The sequence below is a fragment of the Arthrobacter sp. 49Tsu3.1M3 genome (assembly GCF_900168135.1).
GTDB lineage: Bacteria > Actinomycetota > Actinomycetes > Actinomycetales > Micrococcaceae > Arthrobacter.
The window spans coordinates 87,005-103,523 of record NZ_FUZD01000011.1; the positions used below are offsets into that span (position 1 = coordinate 87,005).

General features: G+C 67.8%; 13 protein-coding genes. 9 read left to right on the forward strand and 4 right to left on the reverse strand.

What is annotated here, in order from left to right; genetic code table 11:
- Positions 1 to 299 precede the first annotated feature (299 nt).
- Entirely contained in the window at positions 300 to 1,724 is a 1,425-nt protein-coding gene (sepH, locus tag B5X90_RS13175) for a septation protein SepH (protein ID WP_079553734.1), read from the forward strand.
- A 43-nt stretch (positions 1,725 to 1,767) separates the two neighbouring features.
- Here sepH and B5X90_RS13180 read toward each other — a convergent pair whose 3' ends face one another.
- The 3 genes from B5X90_RS13180 to B5X90_RS13190 all read right to left on the reverse strand — a co-directional run bounded on the left by B5X90_RS13180 (position 1,768) and on the right by B5X90_RS13190 (position 6,597).
- Positions 1,768 to 3,060, reverse strand: coding sequence for an alkaline phosphatase family protein (locus B5X90_RS13180; RefSeq protein ID WP_256860223.1), 1,293 nt, complete (start codon positions 3,058 to 3,060; stop codon positions 1,768 to 1,770).
- Position 3,061: 1 nt separating this feature from the next.
- Complete coding sequence (locus tag B5X90_RS13185; protein WP_079553736.1) at positions 3,062 to 3,805, reverse strand: DUF5998 family protein; 744 nt, start codon at positions 3,803 to 3,805, stop codon at positions 3,062 to 3,064.
- Between the two features lie 80 nt (positions 3,806 to 3,885).
- Positions 3,886 to 6,597, reverse strand: a complete 2,712-nt coding sequence (locus B5X90_RS13190; protein ID WP_079553739.1) for a bifunctional acetate--CoA ligase family protein/GNAT family N-acetyltransferase — start codon at positions 6,595 to 6,597, stop codon at positions 3,886 to 3,888.
- Positions 6,598 to 6,664: 67 nt separating this feature from the next.
- Here B5X90_RS13190 and B5X90_RS13195 point away from each other — a divergent pair, with 67 nt between their 5' ends.
- Positions 6,665 to 9,193 carry a DNA gyrase/topoisomerase IV subunit A gene (locus B5X90_RS13195; protein WP_079553741.1) on the forward strand — a complete coding sequence of 843 codons (2,529 nt, stop codon included), beginning with the start codon at positions 6,665 to 6,667 and terminating at the stop codon, positions 9,191 to 9,193.
- A gap of 117 nt (positions 9,194 to 9,310) precedes the next feature.
- On the opposite strand, the gene B5X90_RS13200 is transcribed toward B5X90_RS13195, so the two are convergent.
- Positions 9,311 to 9,694: a VOC family protein gene (locus tag B5X90_RS13200; RefSeq protein WP_079553743.1), complete on the reverse strand. Its 384-nt coding sequence runs from the start codon at positions 9,692 to 9,694 to the stop codon at positions 9,311 to 9,313.
- 445 nt (positions 9,695 to 10,139) lie between these two features.
- On the opposite strand from B5X90_RS13200, the gene B5X90_RS13205 reads away from it, so the two are divergent.
- From B5X90_RS13205 to B5X90_RS13240, 7 genes are all read left to right on the forward strand, one after another.
- The gene (locus B5X90_RS13205) at positions 10,140 to 10,751 is read left to right on the forward strand and encodes a rhodanese-like domain-containing protein (protein WP_079553745.1); all 612 of its coding nucleotides are present in this window, start codon (positions 10,140 to 10,142) and stop codon (positions 10,749 to 10,751) included.
- Positions 10,748 to 11,506, forward strand: coding sequence for a sulfite exporter TauE/SafE family protein (locus tag B5X90_RS13210; protein WP_079553747.1), 759 nt, complete (start codon positions 10,748 to 10,750; stop codon positions 11,504 to 11,506). The genes B5X90_RS13205 and B5X90_RS13210 overlap by 4 nt, the downstream gene beginning before the upstream one ends.
- 227 nt (positions 11,507 to 11,733) lie before the next feature.
- Entirely contained in the window at positions 11,734 to 13,137 is a 1,404-nt protein-coding gene (locus B5X90_RS13220; RefSeq protein ID WP_079553751.1) for a rhodanese-like domain-containing protein, read from the forward strand.
- Between the two features lie 173 nt (positions 13,138 to 13,310).
- A complete protein-coding gene (locus B5X90_RS13225) occupies positions 13,311 to 13,568 on the forward strand; it encodes an SHOCT domain-containing protein (RefSeq protein WP_218670197.1) in 258 nt (85 codons plus the stop codon).
- An 8-nt stretch (positions 13,569 to 13,576) separates the two neighbouring features.
- Positions 13,577 to 15,025, forward strand: coding sequence for a multicopper oxidase family protein (locus B5X90_RS13230; protein ID WP_079553753.1), 1,449 nt, complete (start codon positions 13,577 to 13,579; stop codon positions 15,023 to 15,025).
- Positions 15,026 to 15,120: 95 nt separating this feature from the next.
- Complete coding sequence (locus B5X90_RS13235) at positions 15,121 to 15,651, forward strand: hypothetical protein (RefSeq protein ID WP_079553755.1); 531 nt, start codon at positions 15,121 to 15,123, stop codon at positions 15,649 to 15,651.
- 130 nt (positions 15,652 to 15,781) lie between these two features.
- Positions 15,782 to 16,405, forward strand: coding sequence for a DUF305 domain-containing protein (locus B5X90_RS13240; protein WP_079553757.1), 624 nt, complete (start codon positions 15,782 to 15,784; stop codon positions 16,403 to 16,405).
- Positions 16,406 to 16,519 lie beyond the last annotated feature (114 nt).

Sequence of the window (16,519 nt, forward strand, 5' to 3'; positions counted from 1 at the left end):
TGATTCGCCGTACCGGGTGGCCCGCCGGGATGGTAACCCTGGGCTCCGGGAACGGTTCACCGTTGTAACGCCGGACATGCGGTTTTTGTGCCCGGTGTCGGGTCATTTTTGCTTAAGCGCCTCCCGAATGCCAGAGCCCACTGGTCTCCTGTCCCCGATCTCTCCCGCAGACCGGCAAAAACCGGCGGAAAGTCGCGGAAAGTAGCGGAAAATCACGGCGCGCCTGCCGTCCTAACCCGAAATGCGTCCTGCTGGTGGCAGAGTTTCGATTGTTAGTAATGCCAGGGTGGAGGATTTGTATGCAGGATCTACGGCTTGTAGGCGTCCACGACGACGGAGAGCATCTCCTGTTGAGTGGCACCGGCGGCGAGATGTTCCAGCTGCCGATCGATGAAGCACTTCGGGTGGCAGCCAGCCGGACGTCGGCGAAGACCGCGTCCAGCGCGGCCGCACCCCCTATTGCCATGTCACCGCGCGACATCCAGACCAGGATTCGCAACGGGGCCACCGCCGCCGAAGTGGCGGAGCTGTCCGGAATTCCGCTGGAGAAAGTCCAGCGCTATGAGGGCCCGGTCCTGGCCGAACGCGAGTACATCGCGCAGCAGGCCCGCAAGGTGGAGGTCGCCTCCCCAGCCCCGGGCCACGACGCCTACCGGTCGGTGTTTGGTGAAAACCCGGCGTCCCTCAGCGACATGGTCGAGCACCGGCTCAGGGCCTACGGCGTCGAGCCCTCCACACTTGAGTGGGACTCCTGGCGACGTCCCGACGGCAGCTGGAACGTGGTGGCCCGCTTCGAGCCCAAACCCGGCGGCCCGGCCGGAATCGGCGAGGAACCGCCGGCCCTGTGGACCTTCCATCCCGCCCGGAAGACCCTGCAAAACGCCAACCGCTGGGCCCAGCAACTGAGCGAACTTGAGCCGCTCGAAGGCCCCTTGCCCACCCGGCGCCTTACGGCCGTCTCCGACCGACCCTTCGACTTTGAAACCGATGCCGAGGCCGCGGCCCGCACGGCGACCGGCCAGCACAGCATCATTCACCAGATGCTGCTCCAGCAGGACAGGATCCACCAGGAACAAGACGCCGACGGGCTGCTGGACATGCTGCGTTCCCGCCGCGGCCAGCGGATCGGCGTGGACGAGGACGCGGACGACGCCCTTGCCACGCTCCTGACCACAGGCGTCCCCGCGGCCCACCCCCGTCCATCAGAGGTCCCGGAGGCCACCGGGCTTCCGGCAGCGGCGGAGCCGGACACCGTCCTCGAATCTGATGGCGATCCCGCCTCGGCCGAGACCGATCCTGCCGTCATCAACCCCGGCCTGCCGGACGTTCCGGCCGTGGAGGCGGCCGCCCAGTCGGAAACCGACCCCTTCACGCGACGGCGCGACGGCAGGCCGTCGATGCTCTCCCGGCTGAGCCTCGCACCGCGCCTCCCGGAGGAGGACGATGCCCTGAAACTGCACGACGGCGTCAGCACCGAGACCCGGGAAGTCACCATCGCGGCCTCACAACTGCGCCCGGCCCCTAAGAGCGGACCGACGGCGAGCCCTGGCCTGGATGAATTGATCGGCGGCGGAACAACGTCCCGGCGGCAGCACCGCGAGTCCCACGCCGCTGCTCGGAACGAGGCCGGAACGGACCAGCCCGAGCGCCAGCCGGCCAAGCCGAAGCGCTCCAGTGTTCCGAGCTGGGACGAAATCGTCTTCGGAACCCGCAACGACCAATAAGAGCCGGGCCCGCAATTTCAGGCAGCGGTTTCCGGCGGAGCCGTCAGCCGCGGGGCGCTTTTTTACCGTCGGCCTGGAAGTAGAGCAGCGGGACTTCCCGCTCGGCTTTCGTCAGGGACCCGTGCTGGCCCACGACCTCCAGGGCAGTGGGCCTGACCCTGCGCGTATCGTAAAGCGCCAGCGCGTCCCGGGCCGCGATCATGACGTCGCCGATCCGCAGGGCGGCCTCGGCCCGCACGTCGCCGAACAGGCCGCCCGCGATCGCTTCCTCTCGGGTGAAGGCCCATATTCTGTCGCCGAAACGGGACCGCCAGTTGGCCAGCAGGCGGCCGCGGGCGGCGTCGTCCGTTCCATTTTCGAGGTAGAGGTGGACCATGCGCGGCTCCCCCGCGGTGTGCCGCACCCCGGCGAGCAGCGCCGGCTCCGCGGAGTAGTCGATCCGCTGCGATTCGGCCACATCCACCATTCCGTGGTCCGCCGTCAGCAGCACTGTGGTGCCGGCCGGCAGGGTGGCGTTGAGCCGCCGCACCGTGGCATCGAGTTCTTCCAGCTGGTGCTCCCACTGGGCTGACTGGCAGCCGTGGCGGTGCCCGGCCTTGTCGAGCTCATTGACATAGAAGTACATCAGCGAGGGACCGGCGCCGGCCATGGCATCGGCGGCCGCTTCAGTCCGGGCGTGCGATGTGGTTCCGGTGAGGAAGCGGCCCCCGCGGAGCGCGGCCTCGGTCATGGCCGAGGTGCTGAACTGCGGCAGGCTGACCGTCGTGACATCGACGTGTTCCGCGGCCCGTTCGAAAACGGTGGGGAACGGCTGCCACGTCCGCGGATCCACACCGGCGTCCCAGTTTCCCAGCATGTTCACTACCCGGTCCTGATCCGGATCCAGAACGTCATAGCCCACCATGCCGTGCTGGCCCGCCGACAGCCCGGTGCCAAAGCTGGCGAGGGATGCCGCGGTGGTGGACGGGAACGCCGAGTCCAGCGACACGGGCACCTGGCCCTGGCCGGCCTGCTGGACTGCACGCAGGAACGGGGTGTGGGCGCTCTTCTGCTTCAACAGGTTCCGGCCCAGCCCGTCGGCCAGCACCACACACACGCGTTTGGCGGCCGGAAGGTTCAGTTTGTTCTCAAACCCCGGGACACCCAGGCTGGCGGCGGCACTGGTGAGCACCTCGGCGATGGAACGGTGTCCGAATGCCGGGGCGGGCGGGAGCGGGGACGGACCAGTAGCGGCGGCCAGGGAGGCTGCGGCGGCGCCGGCGGCGGCCAGGGAAGGAGCCAATACAGGGACTGGCAGCTGATCTTCGGCGGGCTCAGGCTGACGGAAATGGGCCATGTCAGCGCTGGTGGCCGCGGCTGAGGCGGTTTCCGAACACGCCCATCCGCGGTCGGGGCGGCAGCCCGGGCCCGTTGTGCGGGACCGGCGCCGCGGAGCCGGTGTTTACGGCACGGAGCGCGCGGGCGAAGAGCTTGGCGTCCTGTACGGCCTGCAGGCCGTCCGCTTCGGCGCTGATGCGCAGGACGATGTCTTCCTGGGCGATGGTGCCGCTGTAGCCGTGATCGGCCTCGCACTGCGGGTCCCCGCAGCTGGCCGGACCCATGTCGAGGCGCTGGCCGCCGGACCATGCAATGGACAGCGTCAGCTCGCGGACAGGGTCGGAAGGCTTGTAGTCCTGCGGCTGGGCGTAAACATAGCTCAGGACCACGGAGCGGATCTGGGTGACGGGAACGGACTCGGTGGACACCTGGGCGACGGTCTGCTCGCCGGCCTCGTCGAGCTGCTGGTCGTCGACATGGGTGATGACCAACATGTCGTCGGTCAGCACCAGGACGGTGATGTGGCGGCGGACCTCGGCCCGGTCGAAGTGGGTCTCAAGATGTACGAGGTGGGCCACGCAATCGCGGCCATCCAGGGCGTCGGCGACGACGCCGGCCACGAGCCGGGGGTAAAATCCGGCCTGCTGGAGAGCCCCCTCCAGGCTCTGGCCCTGCGCACTGTGGTCATGGAGGCCGTGGTGGTGCGCGGTCTGGCGTGCGGGGGCGGTCGCCAGGGGCTTGGGTGCTGGAGGCTGGGTGCTCATAGTCTCCATTTTCACAGATCAGCTGGGGACTTGCTAACTGCCGGGCTCTGGACGCGGGCCGCAGCCCGGGAGGTTGGACCCTAACTGCGCATCGCCCGGCGCGCACTGTCGGTCCGCTGGGCGGCGTTCGCGATCCTGACATCGGCGGCCAGGATCGAGGCACCATCGGGCCCGGCGAGGACAGGATTGAAATGCACCAGCGCGATCTCCGGGTGGTTGTCCTTCAGCCTGGTGAGGCGGGCGGCGAGGTCCTCGAGCGCCGCGACGTCGACGGCGGGCAGGCCCTGGTAACCGAAAAGCTTCCGCGACGCCCGGGGCGACCGGATGAAGTCGTGGACGTCGGAGCCGGAGAGCGGCGGCACGCGGTGGGCCCAGTCATCGAGCAGGTTTACGGCGTCTCCGGCAAGGCCGAAGGAGATCACGGGCCCCAGCAGCGGGTCTTCGATGGCGCGGAAAGTGCAGGCCTGCCCCACGGGCACCATGGTTTGCACCTCCAGGGACGGCGAGCCGTACCGCTCGAGCGACTTGCGCATCTCCAGCACGTTGCGCCGCAGCGAATCGGCGTCCTGGATGTCCAGCCGCACGCCGCCGAGGTCCAGCCGGTGCCGCAGCGCCGGGTCCGTGGTCTTCAAGGCCACGGGCCAGCCGAGCTGCCCGGCCGCGGCCACGGCCTCCTCCGCCGTCTCGAACCCGACGGACGGGACCAGCCGGATGCCGTAGTGGCCCAGCAGCCGGGCGGCCGTGCCTTGGTCCAGCCTGACGAGTTGCTCGCCGCCCACATCGCGCAACAGCAGCTCCAGGTCCGCCCGGGCGGCCTCCGGGTGGCACCCTTCGGGTTCCACGAACAGGCCCTGGTCCCGGTCCAGCCATTGGGCGTAGCGCACGACGGCGGCAAGGGCCGCCACCGCCGCACCCGGGTTGGAGTAGCACGGGACCGGCGGGGCGGGAGCGGGTTGGTGTGGCTGTTCAGGCTCGGCGCCGACCATGCCCTCCACATAGATGGAGGGATCGAGGATTCCGCTAAAGGCGGCAACCACCGGCTTGCCGGCCGCCGCGGAGCATTCGGCCAGCACCCCGGCGATCTTTTCGACGGTGAGACCGTGCGCCGGCAGCAGCGCGAACACCGCGGCGTACACCGTGTCCGCGGTCAGGGTGTCCTGCAGGCTCCGGCGCAGGGCCGGCAGCGCCCGTGACATGCCCGCGTCGAGGTCGACGTCGGTCACGATCCGTTCCACACCGAGCCCCTGGCGGGCGGCACTGTCCGCGACCACCTTGCCAAGGGCGCGCGAGTTGCTGAAGACGGCGATGCCGGGCCCCCCGGGCAGCGGCTGGCTCGAGACGATCTGGGCGACGTCCATGAGCTCTTCGATGGTCTCGACCCGGATCACCCCGGCCTGCCGCATCATGGCGTCCAGCGCTTCCGAGGGAGCCTGGGTGGTCCGGACGGCATGCCCGGGCGGCAGGTTCAGGCCCATGGCGTCGGACTTGGCCACAATCACCGGTTTGGTGCGGGCGAGGCGGCGGGCCAGACGGGAGAACTTGCGCGGGTTGCCGATCGATTCCAGGTACAGGCCCACCGCCGTGGTGTCGGCGTCGTCTTCCCAGTACTGCATCATGTCGTTGCCGGAGACGTCGGCGCGGTTGCCCGCCGAGAGGAAGGTCGAGATGCCAACCCGGCGCCGGCTGGAGGCCGCGTAGAGGGAGACGCCGATCGCGGCCGACTGGCTGAACAGCCCCAGGCCGCCGCGGCGGGCCAGGGCCGGTGCCATCGAGGCGTTGAGGGACACGGCCGGGTTGGTGTTGACGATGCCCAGGGACGCCGGGCCGATCACGCGCATGCCGTTGGCGCGGGCCTGCCGGACCAGTTCGCGCTGGCGCGCCAGGCCGCGTTCGCCGTCGTCCGCGTACCCCGCGGTGGCCACCACGATTCCCTTGACCCCGGCGGCCGCGCATTCCTGGACCACCTTGGGGACCTCGTCGTACGGGACCGCGATGACGGCGAGCGTGACCGGGCCGGGAACCTCGGAGAGCCGGGCGAAGGAGAGCATGCCGGCCAGTTCCAGGGCCTCCGGGTTGATCGCATAGACCGGGCCGCTGAAGCCGCCTTCGATCACGTGCTCGAGCAGCTGGTAGCCCACGGTGCCCCATTTGCGGCTGGCCCCGATCACGGCCACCGACGCCGGGGCGAGCAGTTCCTGGATGCTGCGGGCCTCGGCGCGGTGCTCGCGGGATTCCATCACGGCGCGGGATTTGTCGGTGGGGTCGATGTTGAACTCGAGGCTGACCACGCCGTCGTCGAAGTGGCGTTTGACGTCGTAGCCGGCGTCGGAGAAGACCATGAGCATCTTGCGGTTCTCCGGGAGCACCTCGGCGCTGAACTTGCGGATCCCGTTCTCGCGGGCGGCGGCGGCGAGGTGTTCGAGCAGGATCGAGCCGATGCCGCGGCCCTGGTGGGCGTCGGCGATGTTGAAGGCCACCTCGGCCTCGGCCGGGTCATCGAGCCGGTCGTACCGGCCGATGCCCAGGATTTCGCCGCCGATGGTGATCACCAGGGCCACCCGGTCCTTGTAGTCCACCTCGGTGAAACGCTTGAGTTCCTTGCTGGAAAGCTTGGACTTGAAGGCGAAGAAGCGCATGTAGATGGACTTCTGGGACTGGCCCACGTGGAAGGCCTGGACCGCATCTGCATCGGAGGGGTGGATGGGGCGCACATGCGCCGTGCCGCCGTCGCGCAGGACAACATCGGCTTCCCAATATTCCGGATATACGCCGTCCGCCGGCTGATCCACCATAGGCTTAGCCTAGTCATAAACTTACGCAGTCCCCGTTCAGCACCCCTCAGAAGGATCCACCAGCCTTATGGCACGCCGCCAAATCACGCCCCCGGCAGGGGAACCCAGCCAGGATTTCGTAGAGAACATCGTCGATATCGATGTCACGTCCGAGATGGAAGGCTCATTCCTCGAATATGCCTATTCGGTGATCTATTCGCGGGCCCTTCCCGACGCCCGCGACGGCCTGAAGCCCGTCCAGCGGCGGATCCTCTACATGATGTCCGACATGGGGCTGCGCCCGGACCGCGGCCACGTCAAGAGCGCCCGCGTGGTGGGCGAGGTCATGGGCAAGCTGCACCCGCACGGTGACGCCGCGATCTACGACGCCATGGTGCGCATGGCCCAGGACTTTTCCCTGCGGCTGCCGCTGATCGACGGACACGGCAACTTTGGCTCGCTCGACGACGGCCCGGCGGCCCCCCGCTACACGGAAGCCCGGCTGGCGGCCGCGGCCCTGACCCTCACCGACCACCTCGACGAGGACGTTGTCGACTTCGTTCCCAACTACGACAACCAGCTGACCCAGCCGGACGTGCTGCCGGCCGCGTTTCCCAACCTGCTGGTCAACGGCGCGACGGGCATCGCCGTCGGCATGGCCACCAATATGGCCCCGCACAACCTGGTGGAGGTCATCGCCGCGGCCCGGCACCTGATCGACAACCCGGACGCCACGCTCGATGACATCATGCGGTTCGTCCCCGGCCCGGACCTGCCCACCGGCGGCCGGATCGTGGGCCTGGACGGCATCCGCGACGCCTATGCCACCGGCCGCGGCTCCTTCAAGACCCGGGCAAAAGTGGACATCGAGCAGCTCTCGGCTCGCCGCACCGGCCTGGTGGTCACCGAACTGCCCTACATGGTGGGCCCGGAGAAGGTGATCGAGAAGATCAAGGATGCCGTCAACGGCAAGAAGCTCACAGGCATCAGCGACGTCGTGGACCTCACCGACCGCAAGCACGGCCTGCGCCTGGTCATTGAGCTCAAGAACGGCTTCAATCCCACTGCCGTGCTCCAGCAGCTCTACCGCTACACCCCGATGGAAGACTCCTTCGGCATCAACAACGTGACCCTCGTCGACGGCCAGCCGCAGACCCTCGGGCTGCTCCAGCTGCTCTCGGTCTACGTGGACCACCGGATCAATGTGGTCCGGCGCCGCACCGCCTTCCGGCTGGGCAAGAAAAAGGACCGCCTGCACCTGGTCGAGGGCCTTCTGGTCGCGATCGTGGACATTGACGAGGTCATCCAGATCATCCGGTCCTCCGACGAGGTGGCCGAGGCCCGCACCCGGCTGATGTCCATTTACGATCTCTCCGAGATCCAGGCCAACTACATCCTGGAACTGCGGCTGCGGCAGCTGACCAAATATTCGCGGGTCGAGCTGGAGAAGGAGCAGGAGGAGCTCCGCCGGGAGATCGCGGAGCTTGAGGCGATCCTGGGCTCCCCCGTGCTGCTCCGTGCCCTGGTGTCCGACGAACTCGGCGAGATCGCGGAGAAATACGGCACACCGCGCCGGACCGTCCTGCTGGAATCCGAGGCCGTCTCCCCCACCGTCGCCGCGGCACTGGGCGCAGCCGCCGGGGCCAAGGGCAAGGCCGCACCGCTGGCCCTTGAGATCGCGGACGATCCCTGCTGGGCCATCCTCACCGTGTCCGGGCAGATTGCCCGCACCGCCAACCAGGACAGCCTGGCCGAGGCCGGACCGCGGACCCGGCATGACGTTTTCTCCTCCGTGGTCAAAACCACCGCCCGCGGCGAGATCGCCGCCGTGACCTCGCAGGGCCGCATGCTGCGCCTGCAGGTCATGGACATGCCGGTGCTGCCGCCAACCTCGGGGACCCCGAACATGGCCGGCGGGGTGGCGGCCAAGGATTTCATCACGCTGCTCAAGGGGGAATCGCTGGTGGCCTTCGCGCCGCTGGACCAGGTTCTGGCAATCGGCACCGCCCAGGGCGTGGTCAAACGTGTGCAGCCGGACTATCCGCTGAACCGCGAAGACTGGGAAGCGATCGCGCTCAAGGATAAGGACACCGTGGTGGGCGTTGCCCCCGCCGGGTCCGACGACGACGACCTCGTCTTCATCACGCGCCAGGCCCAGCTGCTGCGCTTCAACGCCTCCGCCGTGCGCCCGCAGGGCCGGACCGCCGGCGGCATGGCCGGGATCAAGCTGGCCGCCGGGGACCGGGTGATGTTCTTCGGGACCGCCAGCCCCGCCGATGCCGCCGCCGTCGTCGTGACCATCGCGGGAACTGAAGGCGCGCTGCCGGGCACGGCCCCCGGGGCCGCGAAGGTCACCGCCCTGGCCGAGTACCCGGTCAAGGGCCGGGCGACTGCCGGGGTGCGGGCACACCGTTTCCTCAAGGGCGAAGACACGCTGCTGCTCGGCTGGGCGGGGCACGGTCCGGCCAAGGCGTCCTCCCTGGCAGGTGTGGCGCGCTCACTCCCCGGCGAGCACGGCCGCCGCGACGGCTCCGGCATTCCGCTGTCCCAGGCGATCGACGCCATTGGACCCAGCATGGCGTGGTCAGAGGACCCGGAAGCCGGCAACGACATGTAGGACCGGGGACGCACGAAACCCGGCCGGCTGCGCTGTCGCGCTCCGGCCGGGCTCGTGACCGGGCCATGCTCCGGCGACCTCAGTCCCGGGAGCTTTGCCCGCATCCTGTGGCTGGCGCTAGGCCATGTGGTTGAGGCTCAGGATGTTGCCCTCCGTGTCCAGGAACCACGCGGCCGAGCTTCCGTCCGGAGTGGTGGCGATGCCGTCCTCCGTTTTTAGGCCCGGGAAGTCGTATTCTTCGAAGACGACTCCCTTGGCCCGCAGTTCCGCAACGGCGCCCGGAAGGTCATCGACCACCCAGCCGATCTGCGTGTTCTTGGCCGTGCCGGCATTGGGCGTCTGGTACAGCAGGAACCCGGTACCTCCACCGCACTTGTACTGCAGGTTGTCCTCGGCATCCGCGTTCTCGGGTTCGAGCCCGAGCTTGTCGCGGTAGAAATCCCGCGCACGGGCGATGTCCGCTGCCGGTAGCACTGCGCCGACTTGCTTGTCCTTGAGCATGGCTATTCTCTTTCCAGGCCCGCCCCCCGGAAGGAATGATACTCCTCCACATCCCTCACGTACCTGAGAAACCGCGGCGCTGATTTCCGGGGCCGGCGGGGGGCACGGCCGGCGCCCGAATCCGCGCTTTCGTCCACTCTTTGGTCCGCACTTTCAGGCCATGCGCGGCGGGGCGTTGGTGGGGAACTGCCCCGACACGGTGCCCTGATGTCCCCCGCTTATGTCCCCCGCTGGTTAGGCCAGGGAGAGGAAGAGCTTTTCGAGCTCCTTCCGGTCCATGGTGGTGTCTTCGCGGACGATGCATTGCGGATCGAGCTGCATGGGGTCTCCAACGGCATAGGGGCTTGCCAAAACAATATACCCCTCCGGGTACTTTGCATACCCCCATGGGTATCTGCAATACTCGGTGGGGTATTCACCCACGACCCCTTTCGAGAGGCCCGCCATGATTTCCCCTTCCACCGCTATTTCCGCTCTCACTCCGGAGACCTTGCGCAGCTGGGTCACCGAGCATCAGGACCTCATGATCATTGACGTCCGCTCGGCCGCTGAGTTCGAGTCCGTGCACATCCGCGGGTCGTACGACGTGCCGTTGCCGCTGCTGTCCGAACACACCGATGAGCTCGCCGCCCGTCTGGGTAGCCGCGTCGTCCTCGTTTGCCAGTCAGGGGCCCGCGCTGAACAGGCGCGGCAGCGCCTCGGAGCTTCCGGCATCACTACGGCCTACGTCCTGACCGGCGGCGTCCCCGGCTTCGCGGCGGCCGGGGGTGACGTGGTCAAGGGCAAGGACCGCTGGGACCTGGAGCGGCAGGTCCGCCTCGCCGCCGGGTCGCTCGTGGTCCTCGGCCTGGCTGGCGGCAAGTTCATCTCACCCAGGATCCGGACGCTTGCCGGCGTCATCGGCGCCGGCCTGACTTTCTCCGCGGCGACCAACACCTGCGCCATGGGCCGGGCCCTCTCAGCCATGCCGTGGAACAAGTCCGCCACGGAGCCCACGCGCGAAACCGCCATCATGAACCTGCCGGTCATCCCGGCTGAGCAGACTCCGGCAGCATGATCGCGGCCCTGTCTCTGGGGCTCGTCGTCGGCATCGTTCTCGGTGTGGTGGGTGGCGGCGGGTCGATCATCGCCGTTCCCGCCCTGGTCTACGGCGTGGGCATGAGCCCCGCGGAGGCCATTCCCACCTCCCTGCTCGTGGTGGGCATCTCGTCCCTGGCGGCACTGCTGCCCAGGCTCCGTGAGGGCATCAACTGGCCAGTGGTCCTGATTGTCGGTGCCGCGGGCATCCCTGCCGCTTGGGCCGGAACCGCCCTGGGCCGCCTGCTTGATCCGAACATTCTCATGCTCGCCTTCGCTGTCATCATGGTGATCGCGGGGATCCGGATGCTCGCGCGGACCAAGCAAACCGACGGTTCCTGCAGCATCGGGCCCACCCGGGCTTTCCGCACATGCGCCCCAAAGGCTGTGGGGGTTGGCCTCCTGGTCGGGTTCCTCACAGGGCTGCTGGGTGTGGGCGGAGGGTTCCTGATCACCCCGGCTCTCACACTGTTCCTGGGGCTGCGCATGAAACAGGCAGTCGGTTCCTCCCTGGCCATCATTGTGATCAATTCGACGGCGGGCTTCGGGGCCCACGCCGCAGGTTTCACGATCGAGTGGCCCACGGTCCTGGGCTTCGCCGTCCCGGCCATCCTGGGATCCCTCCTTGCTGCCCGGTTTGCCCGCCGGCTGCAGGACAAGCACATCCGGATCTCGTTCGCGATGCTCATCTTTGCCGTAGCGGCATGGGTCACAGCAAGCACCGTCACCGCCTGACCCGCCAACCCTCCAACCCGCCAACCCTCCAACCCTCCAACCCGCCAACCCGCCAACCCTCCAACCCGCCAACCCGCCAACCCGCCAACCCGCCAACCCGCCAACCCGCCAACACTCCAATCCTCGCGCTGGAGAGGCTCCAGCGGCGCCCCTCACTCCGTACCGAAAACCTGGCACAGCCGGCACGCCGGATCAGATACCAACTTCCCCCACGAAGGAGAGCACCAATGCTTATCGAGCGCATTTACGATGAAGACCTCGCCCAGGCCAGCTACCTGATTGGCTGCCAGGCCAAGGGCGAGGCTGTTGTTGTGGACGGCCGCCGGGACATCGCGGTCTACCAGGATCTGGCCCGGAAGAACGGCATGAAAATTGTCGCCGTCACCGAAACCCACATTCACGCGGACTACCTCTCCGGCACCCGCGAGCTTGCCGCGGCGACCGGCGCCACGATCTATGTCTCCGGCGAAGGCGGCCAGGACTGGCAGTACGAATTCGACGGCGAACGGCTCCACGACGGCGACAAAATCGCCCTGGGCAACATCACCATCCAGGCCCTGCATACCCCGGGCCACACCCCGGAGCACCTGTCCTTCCTGGTGACAGACGGCGCCTTCAGCGACCAGCCCGGCTACCTGCTCTCCGGCGACTTCGTCTTCTCCGGTGACCTGGGGCGCCCGGACCTGCTGGACGAAGCGGCCGGCGGCGTGGACACCCGGTTTGAGGGTGCCAGGCAGCTCTTCGCCAGCCTGCGGGACAAATTCCTGACCCTGCCCGACTACGTCCAGGTCCACCCGGCCCACGGCGCCGGCAGCGCCTGCGGCAAGGCCCTGGGCGCCATCCCCTCCACCACCGTCGGTTATGAACGGCTCTACGCCTGGTGGGGCCCCTACCTCGCCGCGAACGACGAGCAGGGGTTCGTCAATGAACTTCTCAACGGCCAGCCGGACGCCCACGCCTACTTCGGGCGGATGAAGCGCGAAAACCGTATCGGCCCGGCAATCCTGACGAAACGTGCCCCGCTGCAGGAACTGGACATCGCCGCCGTTGCCAAGGATCTGGCTGCGGACAAGGCAACCTTCATAGACACCCGCTCCAACACCGAGGTCCACGAGGGCACCGTCACCGGCTCCCTGAACATTCCCGCCGGCAAGTCCGTGGCCAGCTACGGTGCCTGGGTCGTGAACCCGGAAACCGATAAGAACCCGTTGGTTCTGCTGGCCGCCGGGCAGGAGCAGGCCCAAGAGATGTGGGATCACCTGGTCCGCGTCGGCATCGACAACATCGCCGGCTACCTCACCAGCTTCGAAGGCCTGCCCACGTCTACCCCGCGCCTGATCCAGCCTGCCGATCTGGCCGACTTTGACGCCGCCATGGTGCTGGACGTCCGCAACCGGACCGAGCACATGGCCGGATATATCCCCGGATCCCACCAGCTCAGCGGCGGCCGCGTCATGTGGCACCTCGACGAACTCCCGGCCGGAGGCACTATCGTGACCTCCTGCCAGAGCGGCGTCCGCAACTCCGTCGCGGCGAGCGCCCTTCGCCGCGCCGGGTACGACATCGTTGAACTCGACGGCAGCTACGCCGCCTGGGCCGCCCACCGGCCCTCCGTGGCCTCGTCCCGCTAATCCTGGGAAGGGACGTCCGTCGCCACGCAGGGCAGAGTCACACCAAGACAGCGGAGGCTGCCGCCGGACGGCGTCGAGGGCGCCCGGGCGGGGAGGCCTTCGGACTCTACCGGTCAGCCGAGGCCGGCCAAAGAATCGGAATAGCAATGGTCCGAGGCGAAAGGACGCCGGTCTTGATGTGGGGCTACGGCATGAATATGGGCTGGATGTGGATGTGGGGCATCCTCCTGCTCATCGGCATAGCGCTGCTCGTACTGGTCGCCGTACGCATGTTTGCCGGAGGCGGCAGTCACAGCGGGATGCAGGGACCGCAGGGGCCCAACCCCGGCAGGAGCCGGGCCCGGCAGATCCTCGATGAACGCTTTGCCCGGGGTGAACTGACGGCGGAGCAATACCGCGAGCAGCTAAAGGTTCTCGGCGAGGACCAATAGTGCTCCCAATGAGCCGCCGGAACGCGCTCCTGCTGGGCGGGCTCGGCACGGCAGTCATTGCCGCCGGCGGAGCCGGGCTCTGGTGGACGGTCAGTTCCCGGTTCGCGACCGTCGCCGGCGGAGACTTCACCGAGCCGAAGCAGCTGCGCAGTAGCAACGGACGGTTGCAGGTAAGGCTCGAAGCGTCCGCGGGCCCGGTGCAGCTCGGCGGCCAGCAGGCATCGGCGCTTGGCTTCAACGGCGGAGTCCCCGGCCCAACCCTGCGCTTGAGGGGTGGGGACGTGCTCGCCGTCGAGCTGGTCAACAGCATGGCCGTCCCGACAAACCTGCATGTCCACGGACTCCACGTCTCACCCCAGGGCAACGGAGACAACGTGTTCAACGTTGTCGAGCCCGGGCACTCGTACAGCTACGAGTACCGGCTCCCGGCGGACCACCCGCCCGGCGTGTACTGGTACCACCCCCACCATCACGGCATGGTCGCCGATCAGATTTTCGCCGGCCTGTTCGGTGCCATCATCGTCGAGGACGCACAGCCCGTGAATGTCAGCCGCGAGCGGGTGATCGTCGTCTCTGACATCACCCTGGACGGATCAGGAACCGTCACCGACGCCTCACCCATGGAGCGGATGCTCGGCCGGGAAGGTGAACTTGTCCTGGTCAACGGACAAAGCAACCCGAAACTTTCCGCCAGGCCGGGAGACCGTGAGCGATGGCGCATCGTGAATACCTGCGTGGCCCGCTACCTGCAGCTGCGCCTGGACGGGCAGCAGATGCAGCTCCTCGGCATGGATTCCGGCCGCTTCCCCACACCCCGGAACGCGGACGACGTACTGCTGGCGCCGGGCAACCGAGCAGATGTCCTGGTCACAGCTGTCGCGGGCGACGCCACCCTCAGCGCCGCCTACTACAATCGCGGCCGCATGGCCGCCATGATGGGACCGGCTGGGCCGGTCCCCAACGGCGCCCAGGGCACAGGGGATCTCGTGCTGGCGACCCTCTCGGTGTCCGGCGCCCCGACCGCTCTTCCTCCGGCGGTGCCGTCCTGGCCCGCAGCGGCGGACCTGAGGACCGCGGCCGTTGCCGCTCACCGGCAGCTGACCCTCGCCGTCGGCGGCATGGGGATGGGGATGATGAGTTTCACCATCAACGGCCGTGAATTCAACCCACGCCGGACGGACACCACCGTGGCCGCGCAGACGGTGGAGGAGTGGACACTGATCAATCCCAGCCCGATGGACCATCCCTTCCATCTACACGTCTGGCCGATGCAGATCATCGAGGACCAGGGGCAGACCCCGGGACCGCCCGTCTGGCGGGACGTCGTCAACATACCCGCCAACGGACAGGTGCTGGTCCGGATCCACTTCAAGGATTTCACCGGCCGCTCCGTGTACCACTGCCACATCCTGGACCACGAGGACCAAGGAATGATGGGCGTCATCGACGTCCGCTAGCCGCTGGCGGCAAGCCCGACGACGGCCCGGCCAACGCCCAGCCTGTAGCCTTATCCTGTCTAACGTCCGCCACCGTTATCCGGAGGGAGAATGCCGTGGCCGCAGCTTTCATGAACTATGCCGCACCCGCCCTTCGCCGCGGATTCCTGCTGGTGGGCGTGCTGGCCATCGTGGCCGGATTCCTCGGGATGCACATCATGACCGGAATGCATGGCGCCCATGCCATGACGGCGGTGACATCCTCCGCGGAAGCCGCGGGGTCGTCCTCCCGGCCGGAGACCGGCCTCGCATCTCATCCGGCTGCCTATGCCCCGCACGTCGGCACTATGGGCCATGACTCCATGGCTACGGCTGCTACGGCCACATCGGGTCCTGAGCAGGCGGGCAACACCAAAGCTGCTGAGCCGTCGGCGTCGTGCATGTGTCAATCGAGCTGCACCGATCCCGCATCGATGCACTCGGCCTGTGTGCCGTCGGCTGCCGTGACCTCCCTGGCCGCGCCCCCGCCTGGCATGGCACCGGCCTCAATGCACAACCCGGAGTCGCACGGCGACGCCGCCGTCAGGGCCTACTTCTATCTCCCCGCAAGTCCTTCGCCGGGCGATCTGTCCATCAGCCGGACGTAAGACGGGTCGCGCCGTGTCGTGCCCGGCGTCCCTCCTTACCCGACACGCTCCATCCCGTCCTCCGGCGGCGCGGGCGTGTCATCCGCAGGCGTGCCACCACACCAATTTGATGATCGAAGGTCTTAACCCCATGGAGAAAACCCTGACCATTTCTGCCACAATTTCTGCCTTCGGCATTTCCGCCGCCATCGCCGTGGCCGGCTGCGCTGGCACCTCCGGAAGCACACCCACCAGCGCCATGCCTGGAATGGGCAGCGGCGGCGTGGGCATGGCGTCCAGCTCAGCCCCCGCAACCGCGGACCACAACGCGGCAGACACCATGTTCACCCAGGGGATGATCCCGCACCACGCCCAGGCCGTGGAAATGAGCGACATGATGCTCAGGGAACAGGGCATGGACGCGCGGATCACCGCACTCGCCACAAAGATCAAGGCCGCACAGGCACCGGAAATCGAGATGATGACAGGCTGGCTCAAGACCTGGAACGAACCCACCCAGATGGCATCCGGCCATGGCATGGGCGACGGCATGATGGGCGATGACGACCTGAAGAAGCTCGACGCCGCCCAGGGCACCGACGCGGCCAAGTTGTTCCTGGCCCAGATGATTGCCCACCACGAGGGCGCGGTGATGATGGCCAAGGCTGAAAGCAGCCAAGGCAAGAACCCCGACGCCATCCAGCTGAGTAAGTCGATCGTGACCGCCCAGGAAGCTGAAATCCAGGAGATGAAGGACCTGCTGGCCAGCCTCTAGCAGCGTCCCGGCCCCGGTCCGTCCTCGGACCGGGGCCGTCAACTGGGCGGCCCCGGGCCGACGTCGTCAGAGCATCGGCGGACGGCGGTGCTGCTTTGGCCCCGCACCTGGGCG